This is a genomic window from Burkholderia sp. BCC0398, from assembly GCF_902833245.1.
In the GTDB taxonomy this organism is placed as follows: Bacteria; Pseudomonadota; Gammaproteobacteria; order Burkholderiales; family Burkholderiaceae; genus Burkholderia; species Burkholderia sola.
In genome coordinates, this window is the sequence record NZ_CADFEM010000002.1 from 170,058 (window position 1) to 185,487 (window position 15,430).

The 15,430-nt window shown below is 69.8% G+C and carries 8 protein-coding genes; 5 read left to right on the plus strand and 3 right to left on the minus strand.

Annotated elements, in window-relative coordinates; genetic code table 11:
- Positions 1-62: 62 nt before the first annotated feature.
- Together HWX76_RS04660 and glnE are read right to left on the minus strand one after the other, a co-directional pair.
- On the minus strand, positions 63-2,306 hold the full coding sequence (locus HWX76_RS04660; RefSeq protein ID WP_235356143.1) for a carbohydrate-binding protein: 2,244 nt from the start codon (positions 2,304-2,306) through the stop codon (positions 63-65).
- A gap of 180 nt (positions 2,307-2,486) precedes the next feature.
- Complete coding sequence (gene glnE / locus HWX76_RS04665) at positions 2,487-5,276, minus strand: bifunctional [glutamate--ammonia ligase]-adenylyl-L-tyrosine phosphorylase/[glutamate--ammonia-ligase] adenylyltransferase (RefSeq protein ID WP_050011773.1); 2,790 nt, start codon at positions 5,274-5,276, stop codon at positions 2,487-2,489.
- A gap of 230 nt (positions 5,277-5,506) precedes the next feature.
- Between glnE and HWX76_RS04670 the strand changes: the two genes are divergently transcribed.
- The 5 genes from HWX76_RS04670 (at position 5,507) to HWX76_RS04690 (ending at position 14,009) form a co-directional block, all read left to right on the plus strand.
- Entirely contained in the window at positions 5,507-9,706 is a 4,200-nt protein-coding gene (locus tag HWX76_RS04670) for an AsmA-like C-terminal region-containing protein (RefSeq protein WP_050011774.1), read from the plus strand.
- 60 nt (positions 9,707-9,766) lie between these two features.
- Complete coding sequence (locus tag HWX76_RS04675) at positions 9,767-10,594, plus strand: carbon-nitrogen hydrolase family protein (protein WP_050011775.1); 828 nt, start codon at positions 9,767-9,769, stop codon at positions 10,592-10,594.
- A gap of 83 nt (positions 10,595-10,677) precedes the next feature.
- Positions 10,678-12,144: a metalloprotease TldD gene (tldD, locus tag HWX76_RS04680; protein ID WP_050011776.1), complete on the plus strand. Its 1,467-nt coding sequence runs from the start codon at positions 10,678-10,680 to the stop codon at positions 12,142-12,144.
- A 398-nt stretch (positions 12,145-12,542) separates the two neighbouring features.
- Entirely contained in the window at positions 12,543-13,616 is a 1,074-nt protein-coding gene (aroG, locus tag HWX76_RS04685) for a 3-deoxy-7-phosphoheptulonate synthase AroG (protein WP_050011777.1), read from the plus strand.
- 123 nt (positions 13,617-13,739) lie between these two features.
- Positions 13,740-14,009, plus strand: coding sequence for a type II toxin-antitoxin system Phd/YefM family antitoxin (locus tag HWX76_RS04690; RefSeq protein ID WP_050011778.1), 270 nt, complete (start codon positions 13,740-13,742; stop codon positions 14,007-14,009).
- A gap of 141 nt (positions 14,010-14,150) precedes the next feature.
- On the opposite strand, the gene hmpA is transcribed toward HWX76_RS04690, so the two are convergent.
- Complete coding sequence (gene hmpA, locus HWX76_RS04695; RefSeq protein ID WP_089488178.1) at positions 14,151-15,359, minus strand: NO-inducible flavohemoprotein; 1,209 nt, start codon at positions 15,357-15,359, stop codon at positions 14,151-14,153.
- Between the last annotated feature and the right edge of the window lie 71 nt (positions 15,360-15,430).

The window sequence follows — 15,430 nt, forward strand, 5'->3', positions numbered from 1 at the left end:
AGCAAACCCCGCGGCTTCCACCGTCACGGCTACCCGCACCGCGGCCGCGGCCGCGGCCGCGCTTACGTGCTCTTGCACATCGCGTGCATGTTCGCGACACCCTTCTCGCGCCATGCCGCCCACTCGCCGCCCGTCCCCGGCACGTCGCCGAGCACCCACCAGCCGTTGAGCCAGGTCTTGCCCGCATGGCTGACCTCGTGGCACGGCGTCGCGTAAGTCTTCTTCGGATCCCACGCGGCTGCGCCCTCGCCCGCCGACGCGCGCACGGTCACGTCGTGCGCCGCGTTCGCGTGGCGGCCCTGTACATCGGTCACCACCAGCCTGAACGCGTAGCGACGCTCGTCGGCCGCCTTCGGCGCGGTAAACGTCGCGCTCGCGCCGTTCTGGACGATCGACACCCCGGCCGGCCCCGTCCACGCATACGTCAGCCCCTTGCCCGTCGACGACGCGCCGGACAGCGTGACGGTCGCGCCGCCGTCGACCGACGCCGGCCCGCTGATCGCCGCGCGCGGCGGCGCGACGATCTCCTGTGCCTTCACCTTGACGACGTGGGTGGCCCGCGCCGTATAGCCGTCTTTATTGCTCACGGTCAGCTCGAACGCGAACTCGCGGTCCTGTTCGAGCGTCGGCGCGACGAAGCGCAGTTCCGCGCCGTCCGGCCGTGCGTCGATGCCGGCCGGCACCGTCCACGCATGGCGCAACGACTCGCCGACCGACGCGGCGCCCGACAGCACGACCGCCGCGCCCGCGGCCGCGTGCTGCGGGCCGGTCACCACGGCCCGCGGCAACAGCAGGCCGTCGTTCGTCACGTCGACCACGGCGCCGTCGGGCCCGACCGATTTGACGGTGATGATCTTGCCCGACAGCGTGTCGTGCAACGCGTGGCCCGGCATCAGCGGCGCGTCCTTCATCCCCGACGGGCTGCCGGGCATCGCATCGACCAGCGTGTTCGTCACGACGTTGCCGCCATGCGCGACGGTCCGCACGATCACGCCGTTGACGAACGGATCGTCCGACTTCCAGTCGTCGAAGCCGCGCTGCGGCTGACGAAACTCGAGCCACAGCGTCGAACCGTCGGCGCGCGCGATGCGGTACGCCTTCGCACCCGGCACATCGCCCCACAGCGGCGCGAGCCGGTAGGTGCCGTCCGCGTGGATCTCCGGCACGTCGGCCGCGCCGAGCCAGCCGGCGAACAGCTGATAGCTCGCCGGATACAGGCGCCGGCCGCCGCCGCCCATCGTGTCGGCCGGGTCGTCGATCTTGCCGGCGCGGCATGCGCCGCCGACCTCGACCGTGCCGCCCGGCGTCGGGCAATCGACGAGCGAGCCCGGATGCTTGGCGCCGAGGTTGTGCCCGAATTCGTGCGACCACATCCAGTAGCCGTGGCCGCTCGCGTTCGACAGGATCCAGTTGCCCGGCGTCGCGGCGAGGCCGCCCCAGTTGCAACTGCTCATTCTCGGCAGGTCGACGAACAGGTAGTTGAACTTGTCCGGATTCACGCCGCGCGCGAGCGCTGCATTGCGCGCGGCCGTGCGGATCGCGCCCGAATCGCAGATGGCGGGCCGCTCGCCGAGATTCACGCTGTCGAGCGTCTGCCCATGCAGCGTCAGCTTGCCGCGCGACGCAACCTCGAGATAGCGCCGCAGCGACGAATGATCGTCGCCGTCGCCGAACACCGCCTTGCGCACGACCTCGCTATCGGCCGGCTTCGAGTCGTTGAAGTGCGTCACCATCAGCAGCACGGACTTGTCGCCGAGCAGCGGGCGCTGCGACGGCGCGATCGACACGGCCGACTTCCAGATCGACGACGGCTGGCCGCGCAGGTTCTGCGTCGCGACGCCGGCGCCGCCGTCGCGCGGGGCCAGCACCTCGGCCGTCCGGCCGGTATTGACCCGGTACCGGTTGCCGAACACCACTTGCCCGTCCAGGCCGCGGTCCGGCCGCCAGTCGCGCATCGTCTGGTCGCCCTCGCTGCAGACGCCAACCGCCACGCGCCCCATGCCGGTATCGCCGGCGGCCGCGTGCAGGCACATCTTCGTGCCGCGCGCGGCGCTCGCGCCGGTGTTGACGATGCGCTGGAAACCGTCGCGCGGCTCGAAGGTCCAGTCCTGCGCGGCGCCGCCGTCGCACGCGGCGAACACTGCCGCGTTGTCGGCCGGCCGCCATGCGAGGCACTGGCCGTCGCCGCGCGACAGGTTCGTGAGGGTCGTGGAAGCCGGCTCGGCGGCATGGGCGGAAGCGGAGAACAGTCCGGCGGCAGCCGCGGACAGCGCCGTCGTGGCGAAGGCAAGGCGAAACGGTTTCAAGATGGTACGGGCTCGTTGAGGGCGCGCGGCGCCGGTTGAACGGAAAGCCCGCATTCTTTCGATCCGGGCGCTGCCGCTCAAACAATCTCAAACGATTCTCAACACGGCCGGACCGGCCGCCCCGCACGGCAGCCGGCGCCGTGCCGGCCGCCCGTCTACACGACCGTCGCTACACAACCGTCAAGCGCCGCCGAACACGCGCGCCCACAGCGCCGTCACGGCCGCCCGCTCGTCCGCCACCACGGCCGGATCGACGCGCGCCTTCTCCATCCCGTCGAGCCGCAGCTTGTGCTGCAGCTTCCGGTACGTGCGGTACGCCGCGCCGACGCGCTCGGCCTCGTCCTCGCCCATCAGCCCGAAGCGCGCGACCTCGCGCAGCAGCGCGATGTTGCCGGTATTGCGGATCAGCTCGGCGTCGCTCGACGCATGCAGCAGCACCCAGTACTGGACGATGAACTCGATGTCGACCATCCCGCCGCGGTCGTGCTTCAGGTCGAACAGGTCGGTCTGGTTCGGATGGCCGGCGAACACCTTGCCGCGCATGTCGACGATCTCCTTCGCGAGTACGGCCCCGTCGCGCGGCGTCGTCAGCACCTGCTGGCGGATCGCCTCGAAATCCGCGCCGATCTGCGCGTCGCCCGCGCTGTAGCGGGCGCGCGTCAGCGCCTGGTGCTCCCACACCCACGCGGTGTTCGCCGCATCGCCCTCGCGCAGCTGATAGCGGCGGAACGCATCGAGATCGGTGACGAGCAGCCCGGCCTCGCCGTTCGGCCGCAGCCGCAGGTCGATGTCGAACAGCGCGCCCGCGCCGGTCGCGGTCGTGAGCCACGTGATCAGGCGCCGTGTAAACGTGGTGTAGACGTCCGCCGAACGCTCGTCCGGGTCGTCGTACAGGAAGATCAGGTCGAGATCCGACGCATAGCCGAGCTCCTTGCCGCCCAGCTTGCCGTATGCGATCACCGCGAACTTCGGCACGTCGCGATGGCGCTTCGCGAGTTGCGACCACACGACCTCGATCGTCACGTCGAGCACCGCGTCGGCCAGTTCGGACAACCGGTCGCTCACGTGCTCGACCGACAGTTGCCCGGCCAGGTCGATCAGCAGAATCCGGAACACCTCCGCGTGCTGCGCGTGGCGCAGCAGGTCCATCTGCTGCTCGGGGCCGTCGGCGGCCGCGAGCCGCGCGCGCAGCGCATCCTTGAACGCGGGCCAGTCGAACGGGCTCGCGATCGCCTCGTCGTCGAGCAGTTCGTCGAGCAGCTGCGGGTGGCGGATCAGGTAGCCGCCGCCCCAGCGCGTCGCGCCGAGCACCGACAGCACGCGGTCGAGCGCGGCCGGATATTCGGTCAGCAGCGCGAGATAGACGCCGCGCCGGCTGACCGTCTCGAGCAGGTCGAACAGGCGCACGATCGTGTCGTCGCGGCGCGCGGCGTCGATCTTCGGCGCGGCGTCGAGCGCGCGCTGCGCGACGCTGTCGAAGCGCTGCCGGCTCTTTTCCGGCAACCCGGTGTAGCGCGACGATTGCCAGATCGCGCGCAGCCGCGCGAGCACCGCGGCCGGATCGGCGAAGCCCAGGCCGTCGAGGCGCGCGACCAGCGCGTCGTCCTCGCCGTCGTCGGCCAGCGCGCCGCTCCAGATCCACGCGGCCGCCGTGTCGTCGCCGGCCGCGCAGGGCCCGCCATTCGCCTTGTCGGCAAAAATCTGGTCGAACTGGGCTTCGACGAACGTGCGGTGGCCGTCCAGCACCGTCATCAGCGCCGCGTAGTCGGCGAAACCGAGCGACGCGGCCAGCGCCGCGCGCTCGTCGGGCTCGACCGGCATCGCGTGCGTCTGCGCGTCGTTGCGGTACTGCAGCCGATGTTCGAGCGTGCGCAGGAAGTTATAAGCATCGGCCAGGCGCGCGCGCACGTCGTCGCCGATCAGCCCGCGCGCCTGCGCATGCCGCAGCACCGCGAGCGTCGGCCGCACGCGGAAGCCCGCATCCTGGCCGCCGCGGATCAACTGGAACACCTGCGCGCTGAACTCGATCTCGCGGATCCCGCCGCGCCCGAGCTTGATGTCGTCGGCCTTGTCGGGCCGCATCGACGCGCGGCGCGCGGCTTCGTGCCGGATCTGCTGATGCAGCGAACGGATCGCGCCGATCACGCCGAAATCGAGATAGCGACGGTAGACGAACGGCTTGACGATCGATTCGAGCTGCGCCGCGAGCCGCTGCGCCGCGTCGCTGTCGCCTTCCGACACGAGCCGCCCCTTGATCCACGCATAGCGCTCCCACTCGCGCCCCTGCACGTAGAAATATTCCTCGAGCATGCCGACGCTGCAGACGAGCGGCCCCGAATCGCCGTTCGGACGCAGCCGCATGTCGACGCGAAACACGTAGCCGTCGGCCGTGACCTCGGACAGCACGCCGATCAGGCGCCGGCCGAGCCGCGTGAAGTACTCCTGGGTGGATAGCGGCGAGCGCGCGCCGCCGGTGGTCTCGCCGTCGTCCTCGTACACGAAGATCAGGTCGATGTCCGACGACACGTTCAGCTCGCGGCCGCCGAGCTTGCCCATCCCGACCACGCCGAGCACGACGCGCTGGCCGTCGGCGCCGCGCGGCTCGCCGTACTGCGCCTCGAGTTCGGCCGACAGCAGCGCGAGCGAGCGCTGCACGGCCACTTCGGCGAGATCGGTCATCGCGCCCGTGACCTCGGCGACGTCCGCCAGCCCGCGCAGGTCGCGCTCCGCGACCGCGCCGAACGCCTCGGCGCGCAACTGCCGCAGCGCGCGCTTCAGTTGCTCGTCGCCCGCCGCGGCGGTGCCGGCGGGCGTCGCGAGCAGCGCGGTGAGGCGCGCGTCGAGCTGCGCGCGGCCGAGCGGCGCGGCCGCCCACGCGGCGATCTGCTCGGCCAGCGCGGGCCGCGCGGCCGCCGCGCGGGCAAGGTAGCGGGAATAGGACGTGCTGATCAGGGCGGAAGCGTCGGTCATCGAGAAGCGGGCCTGGCGAAAAGGCCGGCGGCAGCGGGCCGGCGCATGCGCGCCCCGCTGCCGCCGGCCCCATGGACTCGGCGCGGCGTCGCCGGACGCGCGGGCGCCCGTCGCGACACCGCGCGCCGGAAAGCCCGTGCCGTGCTGCCTCCAACGGCCGCCGGCACGAACCCGTGTGATACATTTCAACGTCAGTCTGCAAAACTACCATATCGCCGCCCGTCCGCCGCATGTCCGACCGTCAGGAATCCGCCGTAGCTGCGCCCGAAGCGGGACCTCCGAAGCACGATCATCCGGTCCTGCGTCGCGTGTTCAGGGTGACGCTGGCAGTCGGGATCGGCACCTACTTCGTCGCGTCCGGCGCGTTCCTCGGGCTGCGCTACGTGCTGCTGCCGCGCATCGACGAATACCGCCCGCGCATCGAGCGCGCGGTGTCCGACAAGCTCCACGCGCAGCTTTCGATCGGCAAGCTTTCTCCGAACTGGTCCGGCATGCAGCCGGGCGTCGAACTCACGAACCTGACGATCCGCGGCCGCGACGGCAAGGTCGCGCTGTCGGTGCCGCACGCGACGGCCGCGCTGTCGTGGATGTCGCTGCTGCGGCTGTCGCCCGCGCTGTCGAGCCTGATCGTCGACCAGCCCGACCTCGTCGTCGCGCGGGCGGCCGACGGCTCGCTGAGCGTCGCGGGGGTCGGCGTGGCCACCACCCACGGCGGCAACGACACGTTCGGCACCTGGCTGCTGAAGCAGGAGGCGATCGTGCTGCGCGGCGGCACGCTGCGCTGGCGCGACGCGCAGCACGACGCGCCGGAGCTCGTGCTGGCGGGCATTCGGCTCGCGGTGCTGAACGACGGCCGCGTGCACAAGGCCGCGCTGCAGGCGCCCGCGAACGGTACGCTGCTGCTCGGCCCGCTCGATTTCCGCGCACGCTTCAAGCACAAGCCGCTCGCGCCGATCGGCAAGCCGGCGAACTGGACCGGCGACGCGTACCTGTCGACCGGCCCCGTCGACCTGCAGACGCTCACGCGCTATCTCGACGTGCCGCTCACGATCCACGCGGGCCGGATCGACAACGCGATCTGGGCGACCTTCGGCGACGGCCATCTGCGCTCGGCGGGCGGCGACCTGCAAGGCGCCGACGTCGCGCTGCGCGTGCGCCCGACGCAGCCGCGGCTCGACGTGCCGACGGTCGGCTTCGGCTGGGACGTGGTGCTCGATGCGGGCCACGACTACACGCTGCACCTGACGCGCTTCAATGCAGAGCTCGGCCAGCCGCCGCTGCCGGACGGCACGCCGCTCGCCCGCTCGCTCGCGCTGTCGACGCTGACGGCGCGCTACCGCGTGCCGACCGCGAACCAGGGGCAACTGCTCAGCGTGGTCGGCGACCGCGTCGATCTCGGCATCCTCAGCGAATTCATCCGCGGGCTGCCGCTGCCGGCGCGCCTGCGCAACGAGCTGATCAAGATCGACCCGCGCGGGATGGTGTCGAACTATCACATCGAGGTGGAGCGCGCGAAACCCGCGCGCGCCGATCTCGCCGACGAGGAGCGGCGCATGGGTGCCGCGCCGATCGTCCGCTACCGCTTCCTCGGCGATCTGCAAGGCATCAGCTTCGCCGCGCAGGAGCCGCCGCCCGGGCTCTCGCCGCGCGGTCACCCGCGCGCCGGCTGGCCGGGCGTCGAGAACCTGTGGGGCCGCGTCGATGCGAACGAGACGGGCGGCGCCGCGCATTTCGACACGGTCCACGCGGCCGTCACCGTGCCCGGCGAGTTCGACGAGCCGCGCCTGACGTTCGACCGGCTGCGCGGCAACGCCAAATGGACGATCACGCCCGCGCCGGGCGACAAGCACGCGCGCGTCGACGTGTCGCTGCCCGACCTGTTCGTGTCGAACCCCGACGCCGAAATCGCGGTGTCGGGCTCGTACACGAATCCCGGCCACGGCCGCGGCTCGCTCGACCTGCGCGCCGATTTCGCGCGCGCATCGGTCGCGCGCATTCCGCGCTACCTGCCGACCGGGATGTCCGAGCACCTGCGCGACTATCTCGGCCACGCACTGCAGGACGGCAACGTGACCAAGGGCGCGTCGATCGTCGCGCGCGGCCCGCTCGAGAAATTCCCGTTCGAACACGAGCCGGACGCCGGCGTGTTCCACATCGTCGCGCCGTTCACCGGCGGCCGCTTCGAGCCGACGCCGTACCCGCCGCGCAAGCTCGCGAACGGCACGCCGAGCGTCTGGCCGGCGCTCGACGGGATCGACGGCGTGTTCGAGCTCGCGCAGAACAAGCTGCGCTTCGACATCGCGCGCGCGCGTTACAAGCGCGTCACGCTGACGAAGGTCGCGGGCCGCATCGACGATCTCGGCAATCCGTCGCACTCGCCGCTGATCATCGACGGCCATGCGCAAGGCCCGCTCGCCGACCTGATCGACTATGCGGACAACAGCTCGCTCGGCACGATGAGCAACCATATCGGCCAGCGGATCGACGCGCAGGGCCCCGCGTCGCTCGCGCTCAAGATCACGATTCCGCAGCACGTCCCCCATCCGCACACGCACGTCGAAGGCGCGCTCGCGTTCGGCGGCAACACGCTGTCGACCCGCGGCGTGCCGCCGCTGTCGGCCCTGCGCGGCAGCGTCCGCTTCACCGAAGCCGGCGCATCGCTGCACGACCTGTCGGGGCGCTTCCTCGGCGGCCCGGTGCGCGCGAACGGCACCTTCCGGTCGCACGGCCCGTACGCGGTGGACGTCGACGGCCGGCTCGCGCTCGACGCCGCGCGCGGCCTGAACCTGCACGGCGCGGCCGCCGCGCTGCTCGAACACGTGGTCGGCGACGCGCCGTACAAGGTCGCGGTGCGCGGCGCGCCGGGCCGCCTGCCCGACGTCAGCGCGCAATCCGACCTGACGGGCGTGGCGCTGAACTTCCCGGCGCCGTTCGCGAAACCGGCCGGCACGCCGATGCCGTTCCGCTTCACGCTGCAGCCGGCGCCGCAGGCGGACGGCAAACGCCTCGAACACGCCGACCTGACGCTCGGCCCCGTGACCGCGACCTACCTGCTCGACGCGACGCGCGGCCAGCCGCTGCGCGCGGTACGCGGCGCGATGGGCATCCACCGGATGCCCGACATGCCGCAGGACGGCGTGAGCGCGGCCGTCGACGTCAACGAGCTGGACGCCGACGCGTGGCTCGCCCTCGCCCACACGCTGAAGCCCGACACGCCGCGCGCGCCGGAACCGCAGGCGGCACCGCGCGTCGATTTCGCGAGCTTCGCGCCGAAGCGCTTCGCGTTCCATTTCGGCACGCTGAAGCTGCTCAAGCGCAACTGGGAAAACGTGATCGTCGGCGCGTCGCACGTCGACGACCTGTGGCAGGCGAACATCGCGTCGAACCAGGTGTCGGGCTACCTGTCGTGGGCGCCGGGCGGCGGTCACAACGGCGCGGGCGTGCTCAACGCGCGGCTCGCGAAGCTCGTCGTGCCGCAGCGTGCGGAGCACGACCTCGTCGGCCGTGCGATGAACCTGCCGACGCCGACCGACCGCCCGATGCCGTCGATCGACCTGATCGTCGACCAGGTCGTCGCGCGCGATCACGACATCGGCCGGCTCGTCGTCAACGCGCGCAACATCGACGAGGACGGCACGCCCGTGTGGCAGCTCGACAAGCTGGAGCTGTCGAACCCGGCCGCGAAGCTGACGGCCACCGGCAACTGGCGCACGTCGCGCCGCGCGCTCGCCCGCGGCGCCGACGAAATCGATGCGCCGCGCCGCACCGTGTTCGACTTCAAGCTCGACATCGACAACGCGGGCGCGCTGCTCGACCGCGTCGGCCTGCCGCGCACGCTCGCGGACGGTCACGGCTCGGTCACGGGCAAGGTCGGCTGGCGCGGCGGCCCGACCGCGCTCGACTTTCCGTCGCTCGGCGGCCAGGTCGCGGTCGACCTGGAGCACGGGAAGATCCTGAAGGTCGACCCGGGCGCGGCCAAACTGCTCGGCGTGCTGAGCCTGCAGAGCCTCGCGCGTTTCCTGACGCTGAACTTCCGCGACGTGGTCGGCAAGGGGCTGCCGTTCGACAAGATCGCCGGTACCGGCCGGATTTCGAACGGGATCGCGCGCACCGACGACTTCTCGATGATGACGGGCCCCGCGAACGTCACCGTGCGCGGCGCGGTCGATCTCGGCGCCGAGACGCAGGATCTGCATGCGCACGTCGCGCCGAAGATCAGCGCGGGCGCGGCCGCGATCGGGGCCGCCGTCATCAATCCGCTGCTCGGCATCGGCGTGCTGGCCGCGAACTACGCGCTGTCCGAGACGCTGTCGCACGCGTTCGCGCTCGACTACGCGATCACCGGCTCGTGGGCGCACCCGCACATCGAGCGGGTGCGGAGCGATCGGGGTAAGATGAATCACGGTCCGGCCGATGCATCGAGCCATTGAGCGCACATCGAACCGCAGGGGCCCGGGCCGCACCCCATTTATGACGCAACCGATTCCGCGATGACCGACCACGCCCGTTCCGCCACGCCCTTCCAGGTCGCCGCGCTGCAGATGGTGAGCGCGCCGGACGTCACCCGCAATCTCGCCGAAGCGCGCCGCCTGATCGCGGAAGCCGCCGGCGAAGGCGCGCAGCTCGTGCTGCTGCCCGAATATTTCTGCTTCATGGGCCACCGCGACACCGACAAGCTCACGCTCGCCGAACCGTACCGGGACGGCCCGATCCAGCAATTCCTCGCCGACGCCGCGCGCCGCCACGGCATCTGGGTGATCGGCGGCACGCTGCCGCTGAAGGCGCCGGAACCCGACCGCGTGCTGAACACGACGCTCGTGTTCGATCCGTCCGGCAACGAGGCCGCGCGCTACGACAAGATCCACCTGTTCAACTTCGAGAAAGGCGACGAATCGTTCGACGAGGCGCGCACGATCCGCGCGGGCGACACGGTCGTCGCGTTCGACGCCCCGTTCGGGCAGGTCGGCCTGTCGGTCTGTTACGATCTCCGCTTTCCGGAGCTGTATCGCCGCATGGGCGACTGCGCGCTGATGGTCGTGCCGTCGGCTTTTACGTATACGACGGGCCGCGCGCACTGGGAAACGCTGCTGCGCGCGCGGGCCGTCGAGAACCAGTGCTACGTGCTCGCGGCCGCGCAGGGCGGCAAGCACGAGAACGGCCGGCGCACGTGGGGCCACAGCATGCTGATCGACCCGTGGGGCGAGATCGTCGCGGTGCGCGACGAGGGCGCGAGCGTCGTGCTCGGCGCGATCGATCCGCAACGCATCGCCGACGTACGCCAGAGCCTGCCCGCGTGGCGGCACCGCGTGCTGAGCTGAATCCGCCGCACCGCTTGAAACGCCGCGCGGCCCATCATCTGCCCGGCAGCACCCGACAACTTTTTGAGAACCCCGATATCCGCATGAACATCATCGAACCCGGCATCCGCAACCTCGCGCTGGCGAAGGACATCCTGCTCACGCCGTACGGCCTCGACGAAAGCCTGCTCACGCGCACGATCGCCGACATCTTCACGCATCGCGTCGACTACGCGGACCTGTACTTCCAGGCGACCCGCAGCGAAGCGTGGAGCCTCGAGGAAGGCATCGTCAAATCGGGCAGCTTCAGCATCGACCAGGGCGTCGGCGTGCGCGCGGTCGCGGGCGACCGCACCGCGTTCGCGTACTCGGACGACCTGTCGCCCGAAGCGATCGCGCAAGCCGCCGCCGCGACCAAGGCGATCGCGGCGGCCGGCGGCGGCCGCCAGAAAATCAAGGCCGCGTCGTCGCTGACCGGCATCTCGGGCCGCGACCTGTACCTGCCGTCCGATCCGCTCGCGTCGCTCGACGCGACGGCCAAGGTCAAGCTGCTCGAGCGCATCGAGCAGATGGCGCGCGGCCGCGACCCGCGCGTCACGCAGGTGATGGCGGGCCTCGCCGGCGAATACGACGTCGTGCTGGTCGCGCGCAGCGACGGCGCGCTCGCGGCCGACATCCGGCCGCTCGTGCGCGTATCGGTCACGGTGATCGCCGAACAGAACGGCCGCCGCGAGATCGGCTCCGGCGGCGGCGGCGGCCGCTTCGACTACGGCTACTTCACCGATGAGATCCTGTCGCGCTACGTCGACGACGCCGTGCACGCGGCGCTCGTGAACCTCGACGCACGCCCCGCGCCGGCCGGCGCGATGACGGTCGTGCTCGGGCCGGGCTGGCCGGGCGTGCTGCTGCACGAGGCGATCGGCCACGGGCTCGAGGGCGACTTCAACCGCAAGGGCTCGTCCGCGTTCGCGGGCCGGATCGGCGAGCAGGTCGCCGCGAAGGGCGTGACCGTCGTCGACGACGGCACGCTGCCGAACCGCCGCGGCTCGCTGAACATCGACGACGAAGGCAATCCGACGCAGTGCACGACGCTGATCGAAGACGGCATCCTGAAGGGCTACATCCAGGACACGCTGAACGCGCGCCTGATGAAGATGCCGGTCACCGGCAACGCGCGGCGCGAGTCGTACGCGGCGCTGCCGATGCCGCGCATGACGAACACGTACATGCTGAACGGCGACAAGGATCCGCAGGAAATCATCGCGTCGGTGAAGAACGGCCTGTACGCGGTGAACTTCGGCGGCGGCCAGGTCGACATCACGAACGGCAAGTTCGTGTTCTCGGCGTCCGAGGCGTACATGATCGAGAACGGCAAGGTCACCTACCCGGTGAAGGGCGCGACGCTGATCGGCAGCGGCCCGGAATCGCTGAAGTACGTGAGCATGATCGGCAACGACATGTCGCTCGACACGGGCGTCGGCGTATGCGGCAAGGAAGGCCAGAGCGTGCCGGTCGGCGTCGGCCAGCCGACCCTGCGGATCGACAAGATGACGGTCGGCGGTACGGCATAACCGCATCGCGGCGCAGACAATCCGCGCATTTTGACGAAAACGCGCGGATTGTCCGCATTTTTGAACGACCCCGGTTGCCAGCCGCGCAGGGACCGGGTATAAATTCCGAATCAACTTTTTTGACGAGCCGAATTTCCGTCATGTCCGCCAAGTTTTACTTTTACTTTTTTTGGTATCTCAGACCGCTGGCGGATCGAGAGGGTTGATGGCGCGTAAAGCGCAACCGAAATTCCCGAAAAAACCGCCGGCGAACCCGGCGGTTTTTTTTCGCCCTTCGCCAGCCGGTCGCCGCCGCAGCGGTCCCGCGGCCCCGACCGAAACCACTGAATTGCCCGAATTGATGAATCTGCCGCACGCGCACTGACCGAACGGCGCCCCGGAAAATGAGGAGAAACAGCATGCCCCCGCACAACACCGACGACGTCCGCATTCGCGAACTCAAGGAACTGACGCCGCCCGCCCACCTGATCCGCGAATTCGCGTGCTCCGAAGCCGCGTCCGAGCTGATCTACCACTCGCGCCAGTCGATGCACCGCATCCTGCACGGGATGGACGACCGGCTGATCGTCGTGATCGGGCCGTGCTCGATCCACGACACGAAGGCGGCGATCGAATACGCGGGCCGGCTCGTGAAGGAACGCGAACGCTTCAACGGCGAGCTGGAAATCGTGATGCGCGTGTACTTCGAGAAGCCGCGCACGACGGTCGGCTGGAAGGGGCTCATCAACGATCCGCACCTCGACAACAGCTTCAAGATCAACGAAGGGCTGCGCACTGCGCGCGAGCTGCTGCTGCAGATCAACGAAATGGGGCTGCCGGCCGCGACCGAATACCTGGACATGATCAGCCCGCAGTACATCGCCGACCTGATCTCGTGGGGCGCGATCGGCGCGCGCACGACCGAGTCGCAGGTGCACCGCGAGCTGGCATCGGGGCTGTCGTGCCCGGTCGGCTTCAAGAACGGCACCGACGGCAACGTGAAGATCGCCGTCGACGCGATCAAGGCCGCGTCGCAGCCGCACCATTTCCTGTCGGTGACGAAGGGCGGCCATTCGGCGATCGTGTCGACGGCCGGCAACGAAGACTGCCACGTGATCCTGCGCGGCGGCAAGACGCCGAACTACGACGCGGACAGCGTGAACGCGGCTTGCGCGGACATCGGCAAGGCCGGCCTCGCCGCGCGCCTGATGATCGACGCGAGCCACGCGAACAGCTCGAAGAAGCACGAGAACCAGATCCCGGTGTGCGCGGACATCGGCCGCCAGATCGCGGCCGGCGACGAGCGCATCGTCGGCGTGATGATCGAGTCGCACCTCGTCGAGGGTCGCCAGGACCTGAAGGAAGGTTGCGCGCTGACCTACGGCCAGAGCATCACCGATGCGTGCATCGCGTGGGACGACAGCGTGAAGGTGCTCGAAGGCCTCGCGGAATCGGTGAAGGCGCGGCGCGTCGCGCGCGGCAGCGGCAACTGAAGGACGCCGACAGGCTGACCGTATGGCCCCGCCTGACGGCGAGTTGGCCATACGGCCAGCGTGCGGTCGGCGGGTTGCTCTGCCAGACTAGCTAACATTACCTAGCCAGCCAGAGGATCGACCATGTCGACCGTCAACCTGCGCGATGCGAAGTCGCGGCTTTCCAGCCTCGTGGAGGCGCTTGAATCGGGGCGCGAAGCCGAAGTCGTGATCGCCCGCAATCGTCATCCGGTCGCCCGGATCGTTCCGTACACCGCGCCGAAGCGGATCGGTGCAGCCCGTCAGTTGCTTGCCGGATTGAACATCCCGACAAGCGTCGACGCATTCAATACCGGCGATGAATCGATCGCCGCGGACTTCGATGCCAGCCCGGACCAAGGGCTCGCGCCGTGAACGTGCCGCTCGATACGCACGTCGCGCGCTGGGCGGCTGAAGGCGCGCCGCAATTTCGTACGGCGCCGCAAGTAAAAAGCCCGGCTCGCGCCGGGCTTTGTCATTTCGTCGTTGCCTCGGCCGCAACCGGCCGTCAGATCCTCATTCGAGCGCGCCCGACCCGAAGATCTCGGTGTTCACGCGTTCCGGCGCGACGCCGAGCGCGACGAGCGCATCGCGCTGCGCCTTCATGAACGCGATCGGCCCGCAGATGTAGTAGTCCGCGTCCGGCACCAGCGCGTACTGCTGCACACGCTCCGGCGTGAGGCGCCCTTCGAGGTCGTGATCGATGCCGGCGCGATCGTTCGGGCCGACCAGCTCATACAGCACCGTGCGCTTCACGTTCGCGTGCTCGCGCGCCGTGTCGTTCAGCCAGTCGCGGAACGCGTGCACCGCGCCCGAACGGCATGCATGGACGAACCGCACGTCGCGCGGGCTGCCTTCGGCGATCAGTGTCGACGCCATCGACATCATCGGCGTGATGCCGACGCCGCCCGAGATCAGCACGACCGGCGTATCCACGTCGCGCTTCAGCGAGAAGTCGCCCATCGGCGCGGTCACCTCGACGATCGCGCCCTCCTCCACGCCATCATGCATCAGCGTCGACACCTTGCCGGCCGGGATCGCGTCGGCCTTGCCGGCCTCGCGCTTCACCGAGATGCGCAGCCATTTGCCGTGCGGCGCGTCGGACAGGCTGTACTGGCGCGGCTGGTCGACGCCGAGATCGCCGACGAAGCGCTTCACCGTGATGTACTGGCCGGGCTCGAAGGTCGGCGCGCCGCCGCCATCGGCGGGCGTCAGGTAGAACGACGTGATTTCGTCGCTTTCACGCACCTTGCGCGCGACCTGGAACGGGCGGAAGCCGCTCCATGCGGCGCCTGCGTAAAGATCGGCCTCGGCGCCGATCAGGATCTGCGCGAGCTGGCCGTACGCGACGCGCCACGCTTCGAGCGTATCCGCATCGACTGCATCGCCGAGCACCTCGACGATGGACGCGAGCAGGTTCTCGCCGACGATCGGGTAATGCTCGGGGCGGATGTTCAGGCTCGCGTGCTTGTGCGAGATGCGCGACACCGCGCCGCCCAGCGCGCCGAGGTTGTCGATGTTCGCCGCATACGCATAGACGGCCTTCGCGAGCGTCTCCGGCTGGCTGCCGGTCTTCTGGTGCGTCTGGTTGAACAGGTTCTTCAGTTCCGGATGACGCGCGAACATGCGCTGATAGAAATGCTTCGTGATCGTCGCGCCGTGCTCGGCGAGGACGGGGGCGGTGGCCTTCACACGGGCCATCTGGTCAGCGGTGATGTGGGTCATGTTCGTTCTCCGTTAAACATGCACATACGATACATGTTTAAAAACAGGCGCCCCTCGGGCAAATTGTCGCA